The organism is Algoriphagus sp. SE2, from assembly GCF_039563885.1.
GTDB lineage: Bacteria > Bacteroidota > Bacteroidia > Cytophagales > Cyclobacteriaceae > Algoriphagus.
In genome coordinates, this window is the sequence record NZ_JBCLWJ010000029.1 from 1 (window position 1) to 23,853 (window position 23,853).

20 protein-coding genes are annotated in these 23,853 nt (G+C 37.6%); 4 read left to right on the top strand and 16 right to left on the bottom strand.

The genetic code is table 11. From position 1 onward, the window contains the following. The first annotated feature begins 556 nt into the window (after nt 1–556). Genes AAGF08_RS19700 through AAGF08_RS19710 form a run of 3 tightly spaced genes read left to right on the top strand, consistent with a single transcriptional unit; the run spans nt 557 to nt 3,455 of the window. Nucleotides 557–988, top strand: a complete 432-nt coding sequence (locus AAGF08_RS19700; RefSeq protein WP_343513137.1) for a (4Fe-4S)-binding protein — start codon at nt 557–559, stop codon at nt 986–988. Between the two features lie 11 nt (nt 989–999). Continuing rightward, complete coding sequence (locus tag AAGF08_RS19705; protein WP_343513138.1) at nt 1,000–1,575, top strand: NAD(P)H-dependent oxidoreductase; 576 nt, start codon at nt 1,000–1,002, stop codon at nt 1,573–1,575. Continuing rightward, nucleotides 1,572–3,455, top strand: a complete 1,884-nt coding sequence (locus tag AAGF08_RS19710) for a cation:proton antiporter (RefSeq protein WP_343513139.1) — start codon at nt 1,572–1,574, stop codon at nt 3,453–3,455. Before AAGF08_RS19705 ends, AAGF08_RS19710 begins: the two co-directional genes overlap by 4 nt. A 65-nt stretch (nt 3,456–3,520) precedes the next feature. Here the strand turns inward: AAGF08_RS19710 and AAGF08_RS19715 are convergent, their stop codons facing one another. From AAGF08_RS19715 to AAGF08_RS19785, 15 genes are all read right to left on the bottom strand, one after another. Beyond that, nucleotides 3,521–4,600 carry an acyl-CoA desaturase gene (locus AAGF08_RS19715; RefSeq protein ID WP_343513141.1) on the bottom strand — a complete coding sequence of 360 codons (1,080 nt, stop codon included), beginning with the start codon at nt 4,598–4,600 and terminating at the stop codon, nt 3,521–3,523. Between the two features lie 54 nt (nt 4,601–4,654). Beyond that, a complete protein-coding gene (locus AAGF08_RS19720; protein WP_343513142.1) occupies nt 4,655–4,849 on the bottom strand; it encodes a hypothetical protein in 195 nt (64 codons plus the stop codon). 43 nt (nt 4,850–4,892) lie between these two features. After that, a complete protein-coding gene (locus tag AAGF08_RS19725; protein WP_343513143.1) occupies nt 4,893–5,063 on the bottom strand; it encodes a hypothetical protein in 171 nt (56 codons plus the stop codon). 12 nt (nt 5,064–5,075) lie between these two features. Then, nucleotides 5,076–5,426 carry a cupin domain-containing protein gene (locus tag AAGF08_RS19730; protein WP_343513144.1) on the bottom strand — a complete coding sequence of 117 codons (351 nt, stop codon included), beginning with the start codon at nt 5,424–5,426 and terminating at the stop codon, nt 5,076–5,078. A gap of 496 nt (nt 5,427–5,922) precedes the next feature. After that, a complete protein-coding gene (locus AAGF08_RS19735) occupies nt 5,923–6,483 on the bottom strand; it encodes a helix-turn-helix domain-containing protein (RefSeq protein ID WP_343513145.1) in 561 nt (186 codons plus the stop codon). A gap of 16 nt (nt 6,484–6,499) precedes the next feature. Beyond that, nucleotides 6,500–8,467 (bottom strand): VCBS repeat-containing protein, encoded by a 1,968-nt coding sequence (locus AAGF08_RS19740; protein ID WP_343513146.1) that lies wholly within the window; start codon nt 8,465–8,467, stop codon nt 6,500–6,502. A 142-nt stretch (nt 8,468–8,609) separates the two neighbouring features. Next, nucleotides 8,610–9,953 (bottom strand): Gfo/Idh/MocA family oxidoreductase, encoded by a 1,344-nt coding sequence (locus AAGF08_RS19745; protein WP_343513147.1) that lies wholly within the window; start codon nt 9,951–9,953, stop codon nt 8,610–8,612. Between the two features lie 443 nt (nt 9,954–10,396). Next, nucleotides 10,397–11,968: an arylsulfatase gene (locus AAGF08_RS19750; protein WP_343513148.1), complete on the bottom strand. Its 1,572-nt coding sequence runs from the start codon at nt 11,966–11,968 to the stop codon at nt 10,397–10,399. 132 nt (nt 11,969–12,100) lie between these two features. After that, a complete protein-coding gene (locus tag AAGF08_RS19755; RefSeq protein ID WP_343513149.1) occupies nt 12,101–13,996 on the bottom strand; it encodes a sulfatase in 1,896 nt (631 codons plus the stop codon). A 123-nt stretch (nt 13,997–14,119) separates the two neighbouring features. Continuing rightward, entirely contained in the window at nt 14,120–14,476 is a 357-nt protein-coding gene (locus tag AAGF08_RS19760; RefSeq protein ID WP_343513151.1) for a VanZ family protein, read from the bottom strand. Between the two features lie 184 nt (nt 14,477–14,660). Continuing rightward, nucleotides 14,661–14,864, bottom strand: a complete 204-nt coding sequence (locus AAGF08_RS19765) for an MbtH family protein (RefSeq protein WP_343513152.1) — start codon at nt 14,862–14,864, stop codon at nt 14,661–14,663. Between the two features lie 122 nt (nt 14,865–14,986). Continuing rightward, a complete protein-coding gene (locus tag AAGF08_RS19770) occupies nt 14,987–15,796 on the bottom strand; it encodes a CHAD domain-containing protein (protein ID WP_343513154.1) in 810 nt (269 codons plus the stop codon). A gap of 119 nt (nt 15,797–15,915) precedes the next feature. After that, a complete protein-coding gene (locus AAGF08_RS19775; RefSeq protein ID WP_343513155.1) occupies nt 15,916–17,577 on the bottom strand; it encodes an FAD-dependent oxidoreductase in 1,662 nt (553 codons plus the stop codon). A gap of 924 nt (nt 17,578–18,501) precedes the next feature. Further along, nucleotides 18,502–20,100: an ATP-dependent DNA ligase gene (locus AAGF08_RS19780; RefSeq protein ID WP_343513156.1), complete on the bottom strand. Its 1,599-nt coding sequence runs from the start codon at nt 20,098–20,100 to the stop codon at nt 18,502–18,504. Next, nucleotides 20,097–21,122, bottom strand: a complete 1,026-nt coding sequence (locus tag AAGF08_RS19785) for a ligase-associated DNA damage response exonuclease (protein WP_343513157.1) — start codon at nt 21,120–21,122, stop codon at nt 20,097–20,099. Before AAGF08_RS19785 ends, AAGF08_RS19780 begins: the two co-directional genes overlap by 4 nt. A 555-nt stretch (nt 21,123–21,677) precedes the next feature. On the opposite strand from AAGF08_RS19785, the gene AAGF08_RS19790 reads away from it, so the two are divergent. After that, a complete protein-coding gene (locus tag AAGF08_RS19790) occupies nt 21,678–22,694 on the top strand; it encodes a glycoside hydrolase family 43 protein (RefSeq protein WP_343513158.1) in 1,017 nt (338 codons plus the stop codon). A 122-nt stretch (nt 22,695–22,816) separates the two neighbouring features. Here the strand turns inward: AAGF08_RS19790 and AAGF08_RS19795 are convergent. After that, nucleotides 22,817–23,853, bottom strand: a 1,037-nt coding sequence (locus AAGF08_RS19795) for a polysaccharide deacetylase family protein (protein WP_343513159.1), incomplete at its 5' end; no start/stop codon positions are given.

Consider the following 23,853-nt stretch of genomic DNA (forward strand, 5'->3'; position numbering starts at 1 on the left):
TTTTTTAATAGTTAAAAGGTTAATTAAAGAATGGGTATTCTTTCTATGCTATTAAAATGTTTATGAAAATTCCGGACATCAAAACAAAATAATTTTTAAGCAAAAAGATCTACTCAAACAATATTCAAAAACTGAAAAAAACAAACTTAATTAGATTATTGTCTTTCAGGAAAAACCGGAATTTTGAAAGACAATAGAATTTTTTCTTTTGAAGTATCTAAATCTAATACAATAATTCTTAAAAAAATAGAATTTCGACTGATAAACAATTTATTTATTAGGGCAAAAGACTTTTTCTTGTATTAGAAAATTAAATATTCTTGTTTTTAAATTAAAATCAAGAACATTTTAATACTTATCTATTTCAATCATCATCTCAAAAACTATTCTTTCTATTTGAATAGAATTTAATTTTTCTAATGACAAATTTAAGTTTTCATTTTCCCTTACCCTTGAAATAAGCATATAATTATCAGTTAGTTGAATAATCTTTTAAACTCATTCGGTCGGTCAAACCAATCTTGCTTATCTTGTTCAAAATAAATACTAGCCAATTATGTCTGATACTGTAAAGAAAGAATATACCAATGGAGAAGTAACAATAACATGGGAACCTCATAAATGTATCCACTCAAAAAAGTGTATTACAGGTCTTTCTAGTGTTTTTGATTTTGAAAAACGACCATGGATAGATGCGGAAGGTTCAACGACCGAAAAAATTGTTAAGCAAATAGATTCTTGTCCCAGTGGGGCATTAGGATATTATTTTAAAGAAAAAAAAGAAAAGAAGTCAGCGACTATTCTCAACGAGCAAATAGTTGAAGTAACCCCAAATGGTCCTTTGATGGTCTATGGGAATTTGAAAATAAAGCTCCCAAATGGGGAAACAAAAACTGAAAGCAAAGTCTCAGCCTTTTGTAGATGCGGCTCCAGTCAAAACAAACCATTTTGTGATGGTACTCATAAAAAAATCAGTTTTAAAGGATAATCTTTAAAGGAATGCGTAAAGTTTTAATTCTTTTTGCCCACCCTAAATTTGAACATTCAGAGGTTAATCAAGCGCTCATCAATTCCATTAAAAACCTGGAAAATATTGAGATCAGAGACCTTTATGAATTATATCCTGATTTCAATATTTCCATTCAGGAAGAACAAGAGGCACTCTTCCAAGCAGAGGTGATTATCTGGCATCATCCAATCTATTGGTATTCCTCTCCTCCTCTTTTAAAACAATGGATTGATTTGGTCTTGGAATTTGGCTGGGCCTACGGTCCAGGTGGAATATATTTAAAAGGAAAATACATTTTGAATGCCATCACCACTGGTGGATCTGATCAGGCTTATTCTTCAGAGGGGAGAAATCAATATCCAATTGAAAATTATCTGCTACCATTTAAACAAACGGCAAAGCTTTGCCTCATGAATTATCTTGCTCCTTTTCACGTAGCTGGAACTCATAAAATGGGTCATGAAGATCTTCAAAAACAAGCAGCTCTATACAAAGGTTTTGTCTTAAAACTAAGAGATGAAGAACAAATCGATTCCCTTACTAGACCCAAAAATTCAAAATTATGAATGGATTTTTAGCAAATGCAATAGTATATATCCTAGCAGCAATTGTTTGTGTGCCGATCGCAAAAAAGCTTGGTCTAGGTTCGGTTCTTGGGTATCTTTTCGCCGGAATATTGATAGGACCCTATTTATTTGGGTTCATTATCAATGAAGGCCAGGGACAGGATATCATGCATGCTACTGAGTTTGGAGTGGTTATGATGTTATTCTTGATAGGTCTTGAATTAGAACCGAAAAATTTATGGAAAATCCGAGACCTAATCATCCGGATTGGACTTTCACAGGTTTTAATTACTTCCGTCTTGGTTTTTAGTATTGGTTTATGGTTTGTTCAATGGCAAACTTCCCTGGCCATTGCACTATCAATGGCTCTTTCTTCTACAGCAATTGTACTTCAATCTTTGAAAGAAAAAAGTCAAATGAACTCCTTTTCTGGTAAGATGTCATTTGGAGTACTTCTCATGCAGGATATTGCTGTCATCCCAATCTTGGCAATTCTACCCCTTCTGATTCCATCTAATTCATTACCATCCGCTGAATCTAATGAAATGCATGGTCTGATAAACAGCTTGCCAGGATGGGCCCAGACAATCTCGATTTTCGGAGCTATTGCTATTGTCATATTGCTTGGAAGATATGGATTTGGTCCTCTACTAAAATTAGTTGCTAAAACGAGGTTAAGAGAATTGTTTACAGCATCTGCCTTGTTAATTGTGGTGGGAATTGCATTTTTGATGGAACTGGTGGGCTTAAGTCCGGCACTTGGAACATTTATAGCTGGAGTAATTTTAGCTAATTCTCCATACAGACATGCCTTGGAATCAGATTTGGAGCCATTCAAGGGCTTACTCCTTGGTCTTTTCTTTATGGCAGTCGGGTCTACAATCAACTTTTCCTTAATTTTTAATGAAGCCTCCACGATTTTTTCCCTTACTCTTGGAATCATCTTCCTTAAAACAATCATCTTGTTGTTTCTCGGAAAAATCAAAAAGTTATCCACCTCAGCAAATCTTACTTTTGCTATTGGACTATCGCAAGTAGGTGAATTCTCATTCGTTACTTATTCTTTTGCATTACAATTGGGAATATTTACCCAATCCGTCTCCGATACTTTGATGGCAGTCACTGCTTTAAGTATGACTATCACTCCTATTTTGGTTCTTATATTGGATAAATTCATCAATCCAGCGATGGAAAAAACATCGAAAGGAAAAGAGATTGAAATGGACAATATCAATGAAAAGAACAAGGTGATTTTGATAGGTTTTGGTCACTTTGGCTCAACTTTAGGAAGATTCTTAAGAGCCAGTGGTGTCGAAGCAACTATATTGGATTCAGATCCAGATAGAATTGAGAATCTAAGAAAAATGGGATTCAAGGTATATTTCGGGGATGGCACACGCGCTGAACTTCTAGAATCTGCCGGTGCTAATGAAGCAAGTATCTTGATTTCAGCATTGGACAATCCTGAATACAGTTTAAAATTAGTGGAGCTTTGCAAAAAAGATTTCCCCCATTTGGAAGTAATGATACGAGCGAAAAATCGATATGATGCTTATGAGTTGATGGAGATGGGTGTTGATAATATCTACAGAGAAAGTTTAGACACCTCTATAAAAATGGGAGAAGATGTTTTGAAAAAATTAGGTTTTAGAGCTCATACGGTACATAGAATGGCAAAACAATTTCATGATTACGACGAGAACTCACTCAAAGTCTTGGTTAATTTCAAGAATAATAAAGATGAATATATTTCTAAGTCACGTCAGCAAATAGAAATGCAGGAAAATCTATTGTCTGGAGAATTGATGAAAAAATTCTCTCTAAATGATAATACTTGGGATAGCGAAACTATTAAGGAAAAAGTGAATTCAGAGAAATAGAAATCTCAATTTCTATCGGCTTATGACAAAGGAAAAGAAACATTTAGATTCTTTTCCTTTGTTTTTTAAGCCCTACCTAATTGTCGTAGCATTCTGACATGTTCACTTATAGCCTCAAAAAATGATTCTTTCACCAAATATGGGATTTGAAACTCAAGCGCAGTCTTTGACACGATTTGAGATATTTTCCTGTAATGTATATGAGAAATATTTGGAAATAAATGGTGTTCAACCTGAAAATTAAGCCCACCAATTAGCCAAGAAAAAAACCTACTTTTTGGAGAATAGTTGCTTGTTGTGGCCATTTGATGAATAGTCCAGTTATTGTCAATCCCCCCATTTTCATCTGGTTTGGGGAAATCAACATTTTGCATGATATGGGCAGTTTGAAATACGATACTGATTACAATTCCTGTCACGAAGTGCATACTTAAAAATGCTAAAACAATTATCAAAGCTGGGAGTGGCACCATGATTAAAGGCAAAACTAAGGCATAAGAGTAGTAAAAGATTTTCCAACCTAATACTTTCAGTATTTCCTTTCTGAATTCTGCGCCTCCTTTAAAGAATCCCATTCCCTTATAGCGATTAAGTCTGACGAAATCCTTTGTTGTAATCCATGAAATCGTAGAAAGACCATAAAAAAACCAAATGTAGATGTATTGAAACCGATGAATCCAATACCGTTTGGCATTTGGAGAAAATCTTAAAAAGAAAGGTGCATTGATATCATCATCGGCATGATCAATATTGGTATAGGTATGGTGAAGTACATTATGCTGGATCCTCCATACATTAGCATTAGCACCAATCAAATTCATGGAATAGCCAATTATTTTATTGATTTTTTTGCTATTGGAATAAGACCCATGAATCGCATCATGCATTACTCCCATGCCAACACCTGCCATACCAAATCCGCTAGTGATGTATAATGCAAATAAAACCAAGGGACTGGAAATCAAACCTGTGCCAATGATAATTAGTGGGATAAAGAATATGGAAAGCATAAAAACGGTTTTGATTACCATTTTGCTATTTCCATAGACTGTTTTATTGTTTTCTTTGAAATACTCATTGACCCTTTTTCTCAAAATTGTTGAAAATTCAGCTCCTTCTACTTTATCAAATTTTACATTTTTCATTGTTGCACTAGTTCATATTTCTCCCTGATTAAACTCATTTTAAAACCAGGTTCATTAATAGGTTTGTAATTCTGCGAAAAGCAATCTCAATTCCTCCCGTGTCTTATTTAACTTCAGGGAAAGTTTTTCTAACATTCCTTCTTTTTGCCCTTCTTTGAAATCGAAATCTGAATCTATCAAAATTGAGTACCGTTGTTTGAGCATTACTTTTTGTTCTCTCCAACTTCTTGTTATCAACATACTTTTCATTTTTTTGTGAATGATTGACCAGTCAACATTCAAATAATTTTAATTATACCAGCTCTCTTTCAAATAGTGCTAATTCTTTTTTATCAGGCTCGACGGCATAATAACAGTAATAAATCCCGGCATAATACTTCCTGACAATCATCTCCACTTTAGGTTTCAATTTTGTATATACCTTATCCCCTACCTCGAATTTATTTTTCTCTTCCTGATTCATGATTTCTGTTTTTTAAAGACTAATGTCTTCATAGCCACTTTTGATAATGGTTGATAACATTTTGAATCGGGTTTTTGCCCTTACACGATTCTTCACATGAGCTGGGATAATTAATATTTCACCAGTCAGCATGTTTTGAAGATTATCTCCAATTACAATTTCAGCTTCCCCGTCAATTATTTGAATCAGGCAGTCAAATGCTGAAGGCCCGGTTTGGAGTTCCTCCCCCATATCAAAAGCCGATACTGTTACACTTCCTGTTTTTTTATTCATTATTGCTTTTACAACCACTGCCCCTGAAACATAGTCTACCAAATCAACTAATCGATGAATTGAGGCGATTGAAAATTCAGAGTTTTCCATATTTAGATTGATAGTGGACTAGTTCTAATTTGAAGGTTAATCCATTTCTCTTTTTTCCTTCTTCTTGACTGCTTTGGCTGCTCTCTTTTCTTTTAAATTCTTTGCAGGAGCAGTTTTGCCAGACTTGTCTTTACTAACTTTATCTTTTGACATGGTTTTGTGATTTGGAGCTCTTGGGTGATTGATTCCATATAGACAGAATCCTCCTTCTCGTAAATATGACCAATATAAAAACCGAATGTGTTACACTCTCTACCTTATATCTTACATATATCCCACATTATTAGATGAGATTTATCCCTTTCTCAAGTTTAACCTAGGAAAAGATAAACTCCTATTAGAAGGTATGAGTTTGGATAATAAAGCAGCATTCAGAATGAAATGCTTTAAAAAGGAATCATCTCAAGCAATAGAAGAATCTTATTATTCAAAAAATATTTTAAAAAGAACTTATCCTCAAACAACTGGAAGCCTGAGATTTTCTAAAAATTTCCATTTATAAATCTTCAAGATTTTTTTTACGCTTGTCTTTTAGCTGTTTGTAAAATGAAGGAGTAAGACCAGTGATTTTTTTAAATTGATTAGATAAGTGAGCTACGCTACTGTAGTGCATTTTATGCGCTATCTCTGTTAGATTTAATTCATCATAAATCAACAATTCCTTTACCCTCTCAATTTTGTGAAGAATTATAAACTGTTGAATAGTTATTCCTTTTACTTCAGAAAATATATTGGCTAAATAGGTGTAATCATATCCCAATTTCTTGCTCAGATAATCAGAATAGTTAACCTTCGGCAACTCATCAGAATAATGAACCATTTCAATAATCACATTCTTAATTTTCTCAATCAGAATACTTTTTTTATCGTCTAAAAGCTCAAGTCCTGATTTCAATAAATCAATCTTCAATTGATTTCTTTGAACTTCTGTAATGTCTTCAAGTAATTCTACCATCCCTAATTCCACGGTCAAAGGTTGAACTCCAATCTTTTTTAGTTCTTCAATAACCATCATTTTGCAGCGCAAACTGACCATGTATTTTATATATAATTTCAAGATTTGTTGATTGAATTTACCTTTGAAAATGATAAAAATGTCCATCTTCTGCCCCTAACAGAATTTCCCAAACTCCGTCTTTGTTCCAGTCCACAAATGTTGGACTGGTAGTATGTCCAGCCAATACCTTTTCCGAGAGAGGACCTTTCCTGCGAAATACCACTTTATCAGGCTCCTGACTTATATTTTCAAAAAGAGTTGCATTGATACTATTCACCAATAAGTCGATATCTCCATCTTGATCCCAATCTACCATGGTGAATTTTCTTCGACCACTTCCCCCTGCGATTGCATTATTTAACTTCAACAAACCTCCTTCATCATTTTCAGCCTTATCCCTATTTGTATAAACAGAAGCTTTTTCCCCATGAAAAATCCTTTTCCCAGGTAAAATAGCTTTTTCTCCATTTTCAATTATTCCTTTGAAAAAAGATAAATATCCTTCATGATCCAGCATAACCAAATCCATAATTCCATCCCTGTCCCAATCTATCCCAAAAGGAGTTGTTCTCCATTGGGTAACTAATTCATCCTGAGCAGATTTCCACCAGTTCCAAGCTGGAGAAGTAGCGGATTCATTTCCTCTCTTTACGTTAATCGGTGTCGGAGCTTCCAACCCAGAAGGAGAATTTTTGATCCATTCCACCTTTCCCCAAATTGAATTAAAAATAATATCCTTCCTTCCATCTCCATCCCAATCCACTACAGAAAGTGTTGTATAGCCCCATTTTGCTTCCGCAGGACCTTGAATTGACCCATTATCCCCAGCCTGAATTCGGATAGGTTTTCCTCCAGATTTGAGTAATTCAGGCTCCTTCCAAACAGGCTTTGCACCTCCACCCAAGTTTTCTATAAAAGCAAAATAGCCTGCAGAATTCCCAGTAATGAGATCCTCATCCCCGTCGTTATCCCAATCAACACTTACAGGTGTGGCTAAGGCACCAAACTTCAAATTATCAGCTTCCTGTCTAAAGTATTTTGGAGCTTCAAAAACAGGAATATGATCACTCAACTTTCCCGTGTTTTTCACCAATGCGACCCTTCCATCTTCATCTCCTACCACCAAATCTATGTTTCCGTCCTTATCCCAGTCCACTGCAACGGGAATTATCATTTCTAGGTCCATTTTGATTAGACCTTCTTGATTTTTCAGGAAGACACCAGAAGTATATTTAGGTTTTTGGCGGGTTCCAATGTTTTCGAAATACGTCATCCTATCGAGAAACTCTCCACAGATCAAATCCAAATCTCCATCTCCATCAAAATCTGCGAAATTAGGAGAAGGAGCTCCGTAAACGTCCAATGTTTTGCCTCCAGCTTTTATCCTCCCACGATTTTCATAGTGTCCATCAACATTCTCCAAAAGGAACACAAACCCGTGAAGGGGGCCATTGATCCATTCTCCTTCTTCATTGAAAGCATTATCCCAGCCGTAATCAGCCCAATCGTCTATGCCAACAACAACATCTAAATCTCCATCTCCTTCATAATCCACCATTTTCCATTGATTGAAGCGAACCTTTTCAAAGCCTTCCTTGAGCTCTTCCGAATTATAAAGCGTCTCCTCTTGGCTGCTAAGGCTATTCTTGAAGTCAAGCAATTCTGCACCGGGAATCATTACCTTGACTCCTTCCGCAATATGGGAAACTTGAACATTCTTAATTGCATCTCCTAGTCTGACAGGAGCCGCGAAATCAGGAAATTCTTCACCACTGGTATTTTCAAAAAAGTATAGCCCATTGAAAGGTTTATCCGGACATGAAACCAACATATCCATATCGCCATCCTCATCAAAATCCATTGGCATTGGCCAAGCCCAAAGCCCAACCCCTAAAAAGGAAGTTGCACCAGGATTGTTGTATTTGACCAGTTCAAAATCAATAGGTCTCGACTCACTTAAAGATGTATCATTGACCTCCTTTTGGGTACAAAATGTCAAACAAACTAAAAGAAATAAGCTACTTTTTGATAAAATATTATTCATAATACCAAGTCAAAGGTTATGGTTTTGAATCTTTCTTTAAAGAATGAATTTATTTAGGATTTTGTAAATCTTCCATTGAAATTCCGAATAAAAAAACCTGTCAGGAGGTGCCTAACAGGTCTTTGAATCATGTTTTTACTAATTATACCATCTCAGGAACTTCAAATCCAGGCCTATAATTTCTGGTTAGCATCTTATCAGCTTCTGCATCATTTACGAAAGTCTCTGACTGTGGATCAAAATGAAGCACTTTTCCCAGCCTATATGCGATATTTCCCAAATGAGCCAAGCCTGAAGCCAAGTGAGCTGTTTCAACCGGGCCATTTAAAATAGATCTATCATGCTTTCTAACTGCTTCAATGAAATTAGCAAAGTGACCATCTGTGCCACCTGCGCCTCTATCCATTCCAGTTGCAGCGACTCCTCCATCATCACCGGATTTGCCAGGAGTGCGGTCGGGGCCTAAGAAGGATTGATATTTATCATAACCATCTACCACAATATATCCTTTATCACCATAGAAAATATTACCCACTGTGGCACCACCTTCTGAATTGGTATACCAAGGTCTCACTTCAAACTGTATGATCTTACCCTCTTCTGGATAATTGTAAATAGAAGTCAAAACTTCCGGAACCTCCTTGCTGTCATTCCAAAGATATTTACCTCCCATAGAAGTTATTTCTGTTGGAAAACCAACATCCAATCCCCACATACAAAGATCTGTTTCGTGGATTCCCTGGTTGCCCACATCACCATTACCATAATCCCAATGCCAATGCCAATTGTAATGAACCAAGTTTCTTGTAAATGGCCTCTTTGGTGCAGGACCTGTCCATAAATCATAATCTAAACCCTCGGGAACAGGGGAAAATCCCTTGTCACCAATATCTCCTCTCATTCTAAACACCAAACCCCGAGCCATATAAACTCTTCCTATATATCCATCGCGCATCAATTGTATCGCTTCTTGAACAGCTGGGGAACTTCTTAATTGAACTCCATGCTGAACGATTCTATCATATTTATTTGCGGCCTCAACCATCTTTCTACCTTCCCAGATATTATGTGAACCCGGTTTTTCAACATAGACATCTTTTCCTGCCTGACAAGCCCAAATCGTAGCCAAAGCATGCCAATGGTTTGGAGTGGCCAGACTAATCACATCAATATCTTTATTGTCCATGACACGTCGCAGGTCTTGCTCCAGAGCCACATCCATGTTGAACTTCTCTTTAAAAGTCTTTTGTCTATCCCTTAAAAGATTCATGTCCGGATCACAAAGTGTAGTTACCTGCACATCCTTTTGAGCCATAAATCCTTGAATATGTGAATTCCCTCTCCCGTTTATACCTAATACAGCTGCGTTGATTCTATCATTTGCCCCAAAAGCTGAGGCAGGAATGATAGTAGGCGCGACCATCGCCGCAGTTCCTGCGATTGCAGTCTTTTTTATAAAAGTTCTTCGAGATTCTTCTTTTTTCATGGCTGGTTATTTTAGGGGTTTCAAACCAATAACGTTAACAATTAATAAAATGGGGTAATGGTTATTTTTTAGAATTTCTTAAATCAATATTCCATTTACAAGATATAAATCAAATGCCAAATCACCTAGTAAGCTAATTTTCAATTGAAAGTTTTTGATTAAGGGAAAAGGATGGATTTAGAATACCTATTCATAAGGGTGAAAATCGGATGGATTTAAAAAGTATGCTTTGAGAGGTACTATCCACTATTTTGGAATAGCAATCCAATTGATTATCAAATAGACTGATCTTAAGATCGGGCAAAGAGAATCCATGAATACCGAGGAATATAAAAGTCAAAAGCCTATTCGAATGAAATGATTCGAATAGGCTTCAAAGGATTAGTAAAGGCTAAACTAAGATAGATTTAATTCTAGCAAAATTAAAAGCTTAAAGACCAAAACTATTTCAATTCCAACTCCTGAATTTGTCCGTAATTCTGACCTCTTATTGATTCAAAACCATTGATCATTTCAGCTAATTTCTCAGGATTTGATTCAGCCAGATTATTTTGCTGTGAAGGATCCTCTTTGAGGTTGTACAATTGATATTCTTTCAGATTACCCAATTCAATATTTACACTCGTTTGAACAGCTGGACCGTTATAAGGAGGGATCATCGCCCAATCTCCTTTTCTATAGGCAGTACGACTTGTCGCTTCCAAAACAAACTCTTCTCTTCCCTGGGAGCTTTTTCCCATCAAAACATCCAAAAGGTTTTCGCTATCACCTGTCTCGACATCACTCCCTACCAAAGCTGCAAGTGATTCTAATAAATCAATTTGAGTAATCATGGCATCAGAAACAGCAGGTTGAATTTTACCTTTCCAATAGGAAATAAAAGGAAGTCTTGTACCTGCTTCGAACAAACTGTATTTACCTCCTCGAAAAGGTCCAGCTGGAGTATGATCCCCAATTTTCTCCACAGCATCATCGTAATAACCGTCATTCAATACCGGTCCGTTGTCACTAGAAAATATAATCAAGGTATTTTCCAAAATTCCCTGAGCTTCTAGTTCCTTCAAGAATTCCCCAACCATCCAATCGGCTTCCAGAATAGCATCTCCTCTTGGCCCCATCCCAGAAGCTCCAACAAATCTTGGATGAGGCGTTCTTGGTACATGCGGCTGCTGCATGGCATAGTATAAAAAGAAAGGGGAATCTTTTTGAGATTCTTCTCTTACATAACTTTTGGCTTTCTCCAAAAAATGATCCGCCATGTCAATATCAGACCATTTTGCAGCTTCTCCACCTTTCATAAAACCAATTCTTGGAATACCATTAACAATGCTGTTGTTATGACCATGATGCCATTTCATTGTCAGCATTTCAGGATTTGAGATTGCTGTAGGCTCTCCCTCAAAATTCTTTTCATAACTCACCTGAATTGGGTCATTTGGATCCAGGCCAACCACATTTCCATTCTGTATATAAACTGTCGGAACTCGATCTTGCGTAGCTGCCATGATATAGGAATAATCAAATCCCACTTGATTTGGGCCAGGAGAAATCTCTTTATTCCAATCTACATCTCCAGTCCCTAAACCTAAGTGCCACTTTCCCACAACGCCGGTATTGTATCCAACTTGCTTGAGCATTTTTGGAAGTGTCATTTGAGCGGTATCAATTAAAAGAGGAGCTGTTCCAGGTAGGATCTTGGCATTCTCATTTCTCCAAGGATATGTCCCAGTCAAGATGGCATATCTACTTGGAGTGCAGGTAGCAGAAGAAGCGTAAGCATTCGTAAATCGAACACCTCCATTGGCCAGTTTATCAAAATTCGGAGTTTCAAGAGTTCCAGCCCCATAAGCACTCATGTCACCATAACCCAAGTCATCCATATAAATAATAACGATGTTTGGTTTTTGGTCTTCTGCTGAAGTCGATTCACTTTCATTTGATTTACAGCCTTGCAATACAGTACTGCCTAAAAGGAGTAGGAAAATCCATCCTAAGGTTATTTTGTTTCTTTTCATATATGGAATTGCAATTTAGAAATTAGCTTTTCAAACTTATTGACTTACTAATTATACCTTTTATTGGTCAAAAAAAACTAATCAAAACAATGGATTTCATCTTAAATCAGGAAGTGATTGTTTTTCAAGAATCTATCTATATTCAAAATTATTAGGGATTAATCCGAGGCTCCCTAAGAAATCCTTACTAGCAGCTGAAATAGTATATTCCGCGGATTCACTTTCATACACTTTTTTGACGGATTCAATAAAGGGTTCCTTCTTTTCTGAATACAACAAGTAGTTAATCGCCATCAAAGAGAAATGTGCATTTTTACTCAAAACAAACTCATTAAGCTTTTCTATTGCTTGCTGACTTTGATTTAGATCGTAGAGAATTGCAGCAGCAGTAATGGATACAGGTGGGTAGGTATCCTTGACTGCCTGTTCAAAATCTTCTATAAAAGGTAAAAGCATAGACAAATCCTGAGACCTCAGACCAATAGCCGCCCAATATCGTTCGATTTCATTTTTACTTTTCAGATACTTCAATTGCTGTCTCAATACATTCTCACCTCTAAACCCTGACAACTTAGCCACCTGATAAATCTTTTCAAATGGATAGCGAGTCTTATCTTCCCGAAACTCATAAGGATTGGAATCGTCAGATATTCTCTCCAATTCAAATTCAGGTAAGAATAAAACATCTTTACGCTCTGCTAAATGAGAATTAAGAGATGACCTCATTTCCTCCACCAAACCAGCATACTCTGGTTGATCTATCAGATTTTTTGTTTCCCAAGGATCATTTTTCAAATCATAAAGGACTTCGGGGTTTCGAGCTTCAAAAAGGCTTTTTTGCAAAGGATTCAGAACACCATTTTCTAAATCAGTTCTCATAACCTGCTTAATATCGCCTATTTCCATATATCTGATGTACCGCCCCTCGGGCATAAATGGCATGAAGTTTCTTGAATAAACATATCTTCCGTCTGTGACAGTCCGAACCATATCTATTCCATTATCAGCGCGATCTGAAGAGAGAAATAGTTTATCAACTTCATTATCTCTTTCTTCACCAATAAGAATTCTGCCTTTTAAATAATCCGGTACTTTTTCTCCAACCAGACTAATCATCGTTGGAGCTAAGTCTTCGAAGCTGATAAGCTCTTCCGATACAACACCAGTTCCCCAAGGTGAGAGATGTGCATACTTTTCCGGAAACCAAATTGTAAAAGGTACACGATAGCCATAATCAATTCCATTTGTTTTTCCCCTTGGCATTCCTTCTCCATGGTCCGCATAAATGAAAATTATGGTTTCTTCCAATAAGCCATCTTCTTTCAATTTGGCTATAAGTTCTCCGATCCTATTATCGGTCAGTTTTAAGCTATTGTACACACGGGCCATTTGCTTTCTCATCTCAGGACTATCACGATAAACTGGAGGCATCTCAAAATCATTTTCTCCAATCCTTTCCTCTTCAGGTAATTGGTATAAGACGTTTTCCAGATACCAATCATATGGGTGGGTCATAGTTCTGGATTGGTGCGATTCATTAAAGTTGAATACGGCAAAAAAGGGCTGCCCTTCTACCCTATTCCACCAACCTGCTTTCCCAGAACTCTCATCCCAAGCCTCAGCAATAAATTCCTGTTGACTGGCAACATTATAATCTGTTTTGCTATTGTTGCTCACATAATATCCCGCCTGTTTTAGATAATAAGGGAAACCTTTAATCTCAGATGGAATAGAATAATTGCTTCTGTGATTCCCTGTCCCCAACTCATAAGTTTTTACACCTGTAATGATGGTTGACCTACTTGGAGAACAAACAGTTCCAGTAGAAAATGCATTGGTAAACTGAACCCCTTCTTGAGTTAAATCGTCCATGATCGGGGTTTTTGAATCTTTATTCCCATAGCTCCCTATAAACTGAGGTGAGGTGTCTTCTATCGTAATCCAAAGGACATTCGGCTGCTGGGCAAAGCTTTTTGAAGCAGTAAGAATAGTCCCGGTCAAGAACATTATTGCTATTATTCCTCTCATACTAGCTCACTGAATATTGATCCATTTCTAACAATACAAATTTTTAAAACCATCCCCCAATAAATGATTTGACTAAAGCGCAACTGGTAAAAATCCAAATACCCTTCTGCTTAAAGAATTCATTTAAGCTCCAATTTTTATCAGCAATTTATCCAGTTTACTGGAATTTACTTTATAAAAATAATAGCCGGCTATTACTCCTACTGTATCAGCAATCCCATCGTAAATATCCATATCTCTCCCGGGCACAAACTTTTGAATAAACTCAGTCAGCAAAGCAAAAAGTATGATCCAGATCATTGCCTCAACAAGCTTTACTGGATTTTTAAATTTAAAACAGGCATTAACGGAAAGTCCAAAAAACATTAAAAAGTGTGCAACCTTATCAAAATATAATCCTGAAGATTCCATTTCACTTGGAGTCCAAACGAGGATCATAATTATTGCTATACTGATATAAAACCATCGGTTTCTTCGCATGATTTACTTTTTAAATAACAAACTCCACATGTTAATTCTGAAGCATTTAGGTCAAATTCTTAAGAGGGAACCTAAAATACCAAAGTGCTATTATTGCTTCCACAAATCTATAAATCACTTATACGAGAATATTTAATAAAGAAAATCAATATTATCCTTCTTCTCTATTTTTTCTCCTCCTCATTTATTCCATCCTTTTTCTAAGAGAAAGTGGCCTCATATCTGTCCAAACTTCCTCTATGTGTGCCAAACATTCACTCTTAGTTCCTTCCTTTCCTTCCGCATTCCAACCTAATGGCAATTCCCTATCTACTGGCCAGATACTGTATTGTTCTTCGTGATTAATCACTACTCGATAAATGACTTGATCCTCCTCAAATTCTTCCATTTTTCCAGAATATTTAATTTAAAAATTAGCCGAATTAACTCTTTAAGATACCCTTTAATTATAAAAGACTTTAAATTTTTGTAATAGCTACCAGGTTTTTGAGGAGTAAAAAATTCACAAACTTATATATTGCCAGAATCGCTTTCCTGAGGAAATTTAAACTCAGATTTATCCTTTAATATCTGCTGAAGTAATAAATCTCTTTTATTGGAAATATTAAGTTTCACAGCACTAATTTCCGCTGCTTCAACCGGTTCAATTTCTTCTAAGTCATATGACTTTTCAAATTGAATTAAGGCTTGATGATAATCATGCCATTTCCCTAAGGAATCAGTAAATTTCAGGATCTCAGATTCATTTGCCGTTCGAGTATCAGATGAAATACATCCTATCGAATATTTTAAAGTTTTGAGAAGTTTCCGAAGCTTATGTAATTCATCGGTAGTTAAGGGATTCTTGTTTAATAGAATTTCAATCTCATCTTTCTTTTTTTCAATAAAAGCAGCTGCCTTCTTCTTATTGACTTGGTCTATAAAAGGAATTAAAACTTCAATTTTACCTGCAATTCTTTTATCTAATTCTTTACCCAGCAATTCAAAAAATGAGTCCTGTGCCTTAAGTAGCTTATTATTGATGATTCTTCGGTAATCTAAAAAAGAATTATTTGAAAGATACTTATCAAGAATAGCCCTTTCAAGCTGAAGTTCTCTCACCTTTCCTGCTTTCTTAAAAACTTCTTTAAATGGATGAAAGGTCTCTTTCCTTTTAAAATCTTTTGAGCAGAAATTTATAAGATTGAAAATAGCATTTAGCTTTTTTATTTCAACCCGCAACTTATGAAAAGTGCTTTTTGAGAATTCAGCTCTCGGAATTTTCATTAGCGCCTCAATAGTGCCTAAATTTAATTTTAAGTTCTTTTTAAGCGTTTTCATCTTCTATGAGAAACTTCATAATTAAATTAATAACCTGCCCCCTCCTCTAAATTTCTCATGATGAGAAAAGGGTAAATTCTGACCTTTATCTTATCAGGTTTCATTAATATTCAACGTGATCATTTCAAACGCTGTTTATTTTCAATCAATACTGATTTCAAACTTTCGTATGAAAGATCCTGAACATTAGCTCCGTTATCGATCGACAGAGAGGCTGCAATTGCAGCTGATTGTCCTAATACCATAAAAACTGGCTCCATACGAATAGACCCAAAAGCTATATGAGAAGCACTAAGGCAAACTGGTACTAACAAATTTGTAGCTTCTTCCTTTTTGGGAACAATTGACTTATAACTTATAGGAAAAGGGCCATCAACATGGGCTTCTACATTTCCTTCATTTTGAACGAAGCCGTTATGATCCACGTACCTTTGAATATGGTGTGAATCCATCCCATAGGCAGCTAATCCCACTGCATCTTCCACCACTTCTATCCCTTCACAATGACGCTGCGTCATTACAAAACCACTGACCATTCTTCTTGCCTCCCGAATATATAATTGATTTTGCCAGCCATCTCCTCTTTCAAATTCATCCTTGCAAGTTCCGTATTGAGAATAAACCTTCCTGATTTGCTCAGGAATTCGAGGATGGTTCGCAAGCGACCACATTAAGCCCTGTTGATAGTTTCTATGTGCTTCAATTATCTTTTCCCGCTCTTCATAGCTGGCTTCAGGATAATCATAGTTTTGACCAATGAAATCAGTTGAAAAACCTAATCTGTTATTTGTATCCGTTTTACGATTGGGCATCGATGAATTGATCCATGGTAATTGGGTTTCTCCGGCTTCATAATTTCTAAAAAGAAGCTCATAATTTATCTCCTGATATCCCTCAGGTTTTTGAAATGGAATTCGATTCTCTGGGTGATCTGTAAGGCACATTCGGAAACAATAAGCTTGAACTTTATCATCACCGGTACCATCGATCCCGGGACCTCCTTCAGTTATGTAGGGAAGTAAGCCACTGGATGGATTTCCTTTTTCAATATACGGATCCACACCGGGAACAAAATTATGGTTTTTGGCATTGCTGGAAGGTTTGTTTTTCAAACTGACACTGTAATAATTCGCCTGCACCCCATTCAGTGATTCCTTATAAGTTGCATTACTTTCTCTTCCCACCGTATAACTTACTCCCGCAAGTGCCATGAGATCTCCTTCGTAGGTAGCATCCATAAACATTTTCCCCTCAAAGGTTTTTCCGCTTTCCATGGTAATGGATTGAATTTTACCACCTGATTTTCGAATTCCCGCTTCATTTCTCAAAAGCCTTTCTCCATAAACTATATCCACTTTCTCATTCTCCAGCATTTGATGGTATACTTTTAAAGCTGCTGAGGGTTCAAAGGTCCACATGGCATCCTCTCCTTCTTTCGTTCTCGTTTGTCCACCATCCACATATTCATCTCTATTTTGCCAAATCCAGTTTTCGGGTTGCTCGTAATAGCGCTTGATTTGCTGGTAAAATTCTCTTGCAATACCTCCTATAGCCTGTTTGTTTCCAATATCAGTTTGTCCTAATCCACCTGTGGTTAATCCACCCAATCGATTAGAAGGCTCAATCAAAACCACCGACTTATTCATTCTGGAGGCTTGAATAGCAGCTGATACGCCAGCTGAAGTTCCACCATAAATAACAATGTCATAGGATTGACAAAAAGCTTTTGGAGAATATATCCCAATCAGGAAGAAGACTAAGGCTATTACTAATTTTTTCATTCTATTTCGATTTTCAGAATTTTTTGAGAAAGCCAGCGCTGGGAATGCTAAACCTTCATTTGGTTATTTTATAGTTATTGTATTCGTTTAGTAATATCCAAAATAACTGGTTGAAAGCCAATAGGGATTCATATAGGGATTGGGGATGAGAGAATAGGGATTAGGGAATGGAGAACAGGATCAAAGTAATCAGGTTTTAACCTCACTTGATATTCTTAAAACGAATCCAAATCCCCCTTGGAGTAGAATTGTTGATTAGAAAAAACACACATTTAAAGGGGGTTAGGGGGATTTTGAACGTAGATGTCAATAATAAGCGTATTGAGGAATAGGGGTCCCGATAACTATTGGGACGGATGAGGTATTGGGTATCAGGGATTAGGAAAGAGGGATTAGGGAATGGAGAACAGGATCAAAGTATTCAGATTTTCACCTCACTTGATATTCTTAAATCGAATCCAAATCCCCCTTGGAGAAGGAATGTTGAAAGGAAGAAATTCGAATTTAAAGGGGGTTAGGGGGATTTTGAACGCCAAGGCCAATAATAAGTGTGTTAGGGAATGGGGATCCCGATAGCTATCGGGAGGGATGAGGTATTGGGTATCAGGGATTAGGAAAGAGAGATTAGAGAATGGAGAACAGGATTAAAGTATTTAGATTTTCACCTCACTTGATATTCTTAAAACGAATCCAAATCCCCCTTGGAGAAGAAATGTTGAAAGGAAGAAATTCGATTAAAAAGGGGGTTAGGGGGATTTTGAACGCCTAGACCATTTTCTATTTTACCGTCACTGCGAGAGAAGCGTGGCAGTCTCGATGTTAAGAAATTAAGGGATTCCGATAACTATCTGGAGGGTTTAGGGAATTCAAAAAAATTTCATTCGGGCCATACTAATTTTGAACCAATCCTTATTCCTAACCAAATCATTTAGGAATCAAGGTCTTGAGATCATCGAGGGTATTGGCGTCCGCAATCTTTTTATCTTTCCTCCATCTTAAAATCCGGGGGAATCGCACTGCTACCCCACTCTTATGCCGATTAGAAAAAGCTATTCCTTCAAAAGCTAATTCAAAAACCAAAGTTGGCTCGACACTTCTCACAGGACCAAAACGTTCCAATGTGGTCTTTTTGATTAAAGCATCTACCTCTGCAAATTCCTTATCAGTCAAACCGGAATAGGCTTTCGCAAAAGTGACTAATTCCATGTTACCCTCCTCATTGCTTTCCCACAGACCAAAAGTATAATCCGTAAACAAATTGGTTCTTCTCCCATGTCCGCGCATGGCATAGGTCAAAACAGCATCAATCGTTAATGGATCAGTTTTCCATTTCCACCAATCACCTTTTTTTCTACCCACTCGATAAAGTGAATCATTTCGCTTCATCATCAATCCTTCACTCCTCTTTTCCCTGGCCAATTCCCGCTCTGAAGTCACTTCGTCCCACGAGTTTAAGGTTATTCGTTCCGAAAGTTGCAAAGCTGGATTTGACACTTCCCCTACCAAAGGATCTAGCATTTCTCTCCTTTGCACATAGTTTAGATTTCTAAAATCCTTTCCTTTAAACTCTAAAAGATCATAGGCTCTGAAAATCACAGGTACTTTATTCAAAATGCTTTTACTTACATTCTTCCTCCCAATCCGGGTTTGTAAGTCATTGAAAGTTCCGATCTGACCCTCAATAAAAGGTAGAATCTCTCCATCCAGAACTGTCCCATTCGGCAGAAATTTTACCAATTCTGAAATCTCCGGATACTTATCCGTCACCAACTCATCCCCTCTGGTCCAAATAAAGATTTCGCCCTTTCGGCAAATCACCTGACCACGAATACCATCCCATTTATGTTCGATGGACCATTCTGAGATATCTCCAAGTTCAGGCAACTCATTTTCCAACGCATAGGCCAAATAGAAGGGATAAGGTTTGGACACATAAGCTTGCTCATTTCTTCCAAAAATCAATTCCTCAAAACTGGTTGTACCGGGTGTCCAATCTCCCATCAACCGGTAGGCAAGTTCATCCTCTGGCACCTCAGTAACCTGAGAAAGTGCTTTTGTCATCAGCTTTTGACTGATACCAATTCGGAAGCCGCCTGTCAGAAGCTTTGTAAATACAAAGCGGGAGTAATAATCCAATTGCATCCACATCTGCTGGACGTAAGCTTTTTTTTCAGTCTCAGATTTTGCTTTAAGAAGAATCAATTCTTCAAGGATTTCTGCCAATGATTTATTACTATTCATGTCATCATTGGGAATAACCAAAGCAATGGACTCTGCCAAATCTCCAACGATATGGTAGCTGTCCTCAAAAAGCCAGAGAGGTATTTCTGCAAGTTCTGCGGCATACTGACGAAGCAAAGTTGTATTAACAGGTCTTGGTGGTCTTCTATGGGATAAAATCGCAATGGTCCAAAGCTTATCTTCTTCGGATGCTTTGCTAAAATACGTAGCCAATGCAGCTACTTTCCGATTGGTTTTAGTGGTGGCATCCAGTTCCTCGATCAGCTTTGCAAACTTTCTCATGCTGTTTCCTTCGCTTCGGTACTACTCACTTCATCCTTTTCACCCTCATAATCCGTGTTTTCTACACTGGCATCATACCCTATTTCCCGCAAGTATTTACTGAAGATATCCGTATAGCCATGGGTACAAATCACACGGGTAGCTTCGCTTGCTTTGATGCATTTTAGCAAACCCTGCCAATCGCAATGATCAGAAATCACAAAGCCTTTGTCAGTCGCTCTTCTGGCTCTTGCTCCCCTGAAGGCCATCCAACCGCTACAAGTCCCGGTTTCATAGGGTACAAACTTTCTCATCCAGGGCGAACCATGGGCGCTTGGAGGAGCCACTACCATATTTCCCTGAATTTCTTTCCCTGTAGTCTCCTTGGTGATCAAGTTAGTTTTAGGAAGATTCAATTGAGGACGAAGCACTTCCGTCATTTTTTCTATAGCTCCGTGCGTATATATTTCCCCGATCGAAGGATCCAAATACTTTAAAATTCTCTGAGCTTTGCCCAAGCTATATCCAAAAATAACAGATGTCTTGCCTTCATCCTTATTGCTTTGCCACCATTTATTAATATCATCGAAAACCTGCTCTTGTGGTTTCCATTTAAAAGCAGGTAAACCAAAGGTGCATTCCGTGATCATCGTATGACATTTGATTGGAGAATAAGGAGTGGAAACTCCATCATCCTCATCTTTGTAATCACCTGTGAAAACCCAGACTTGTCCTTTGTATTCCACCCGTACTTGCGCAGAGCCGATGATATGCCCTGCCGGATGAAGACTGAACCTAACCCCATTGATCTGAAATGGCTCATCCCATTCCACTCCCTGTACATTGATATCTCCTAGCCTATGCTTTAGAATTGGGATATTAGAATGGTGGGTAAGGTAATTTTTATGCCCATAGCGTGCATGATCTGAATGTCCATGCGTGATGATCGCTTGTTTCACCGGCTTCCAGGGATCCAGATAAACCTGCGCTTTCGGGCAGTAAATACCTTTCGAATTAAAAATAAGAAGGTCGGATTGTTTCATTTTCCGGGATAAGTCAAAAATTCCATTGAATTAGGTCCACTATTACCCAATCACAATTATGAATATACAAATACAACTAGGTTCGCTGAAATTAGGTTTTTGAATTGGAAGAATGTTTGGGATCCCGATAGCTAGCGGGAGGATTTAGGGGTTAGAAATCAGAGATTAGGGAACAGAGATTAGGGAACAGAGATTAGAGAATAGGAATTAGGTAGTATAATACAGTGTTTAAATTTTTTTCATCAGTTGATATTCTGGAAACGTATCCAAATCCCCCTTAAAGAAAGATTTTTGATTGGAAGAAATTCGGATTTAAAGGGGGTTAGGGGGATTTTTAACGCTGAGGCAATTATTTGATTAGGGAATTGGTAAATAGGGATTAGGAATCAGAGATTAGAGCTTAGGGAATAGGACTTATAAAAAAGTGTTGATATTTTTTCATCAGTTGATATTCTGGAAACAAACCCAAATCCTTCCTTGAGAAGGATTCTTGTTTGGAAAATTTGTAGATTAAGATATTCCGCGGCAATAAATTTCAAGACTCTATTACTCCATATGCATTCAATTCAACGAAACCTAATTCAGTACCTTACTTTTACTGCACTGATCCTGATTTTTTCCTTTGAAGTGCAAGCTCAGCAAAAAATAACCATCAGAAAAAATGTCCCTATAGACTCAATCAGGCTAAGTGATCCATTTATTCTGGCTGATCAGAAATCTAATACCTATTACATGACAGGCACAGGAGGAATGCTTTGGAAAAGTAAAGACCTGAAAACTTGGGAAGGCCCCTTTCGAGTAGCCAAAACAGATTCTGAATCTTGGATGGGACCCAGACCCATGATCTGGGCAGCCGAACTTCATGCCTATCAAGGCAAGTATTACTACTTCGCTACGTTCACCAATACCCAAGTCAAAATTGATACGGTTGCCGGAAATATTATAGATCGTCGTGCCAGCCATGTCTTAGTGAGTGATCAGCCGGATGGCCCCTATCTTCCCATGGAAGACCCCATGTATTTGCCAGCAGATAAGCCCACCTTGGATGGAACATTCTGGGTTGATAGAGATGGCAAACCCTACATGGTATATTGCTATGAATGGTTACAAAACCTCAATGGAACCATGGAAAAAATCGAGTTGAAGCCGGATCTAAGCGGATCAGTGGGTGAAGGGAAATTACTGTTCAAGGCAAGTGATTCGCCCTGGAGCAGGGAAAAGGATAAAAATGGGAATGATGTTCCCAATAAAGTTACCGATGGCCCATTTCTATTTAATACTGGGAGCGGAAGACTTGGCATGTTATGGACAAGCTGGATTTACGACAACTATGTGCAGGGGGTGGCCTATTCTGAGACTGGAACTTTGGACGGGCCTTGGATCCAGGAAAAAGAGCCCATTACTCCGCTTAATTTTGGGCATGGGATGTTGTTCAACACCTTTGACAATAAAACCTTAATGAGTGTGCATAGTCATAAATCCGTAAATGGCAGATATATCCGAGTTCCCCATTTGTTTGAAGTAGATTTAACAGGTGACAAGCTACTTGTTGTGGGTCCATATAAACCCTAGGTTGTTGTTGGGTTTAGGGTAAGGACTGAGAAAGGATAGGTTCAATTTTTTACGGGAATTGATATGCCGAAGATGAACACAAATCCAATATCAATTTTATTCAGAATAAATTACTTGTTGCCCTATTCAACTGTCACTTGTTTTGCCTTTTCCACCATTTCCCCTACTCCTTTCATATGGAGCGATTGCATTCCGTATTCGTTCTTTAGTTTTTGATAAAAACTTAAAATCTGATCCAATTCCAATAAGGAAGCTTTGGGATCTTTTCCGAAATTATGTGGATGCCACCAGAGATGATATACTTCTCCGTTTTTCGCAGCAAATTCCATTTCTGAAAGGATTCTACCCAATCTCCTGGAATTCATTAGAGGGTTTCCTTTGATAATAGGCCTTAGAATTCTCGAAGCTGGAATGATAACAGGTTCCTTCTCAAATATTAGGATCTCATCTAATTTATAACTCGTTCTCGCTCCAACCGGAAAGAAGCAATCCGCGGACCTAAAAAACTTCTTACTCAAATTCTCGTGTTGGGTCTCCTGCCAAAACCAGTTAGTCGGATTCCCTCTGACATATTTATACCCTTCATCCAAACAAATCCCCAGGTACAATTCATTGATGTGATTTCTAGGGAATACCAGAGATTCCAACTTCACACCAAATTTTTCCATTGCGATTTTCTGGGTTGCTTTCAGATCCTGTCCAAACTGCTCCGGGCTTTGTCCCCGCATTAACGTGTAATAATGCGCATAGGAATGTGAGCCAAGTTCCTGGCCAGGTGTATCAATAATTTTCTGAATCAATTCAGGAGCAAAATGAACTTCCGGCCTGATTCCATTAACCTTGATCCATTCATAAGCCGAATATTTTCTATCCCGATAAGAAGGCAAATAATCAGGTGAATAAGCTTTCCATTCTTCTTCATCTTCCGCAAAAAGCATCCCCACCGTAGCCCAGGTAACCTGAACACCAGACACGGCAAACTTCTCTAGCATCAAGGGTACAATCTCCCGTGTATTCGAAAAGTATTCAGCTTTGTACCGCGTGCCTATTTTGTCAAATATCCCCCAAAGGAGTTCGAAGTCAAGACTTATAGTTAATGTTCCTGAAGGCATTTTTTTACGTGGTTGGAAATGTTTTAAATGTTGTGGTTGTTGACGTA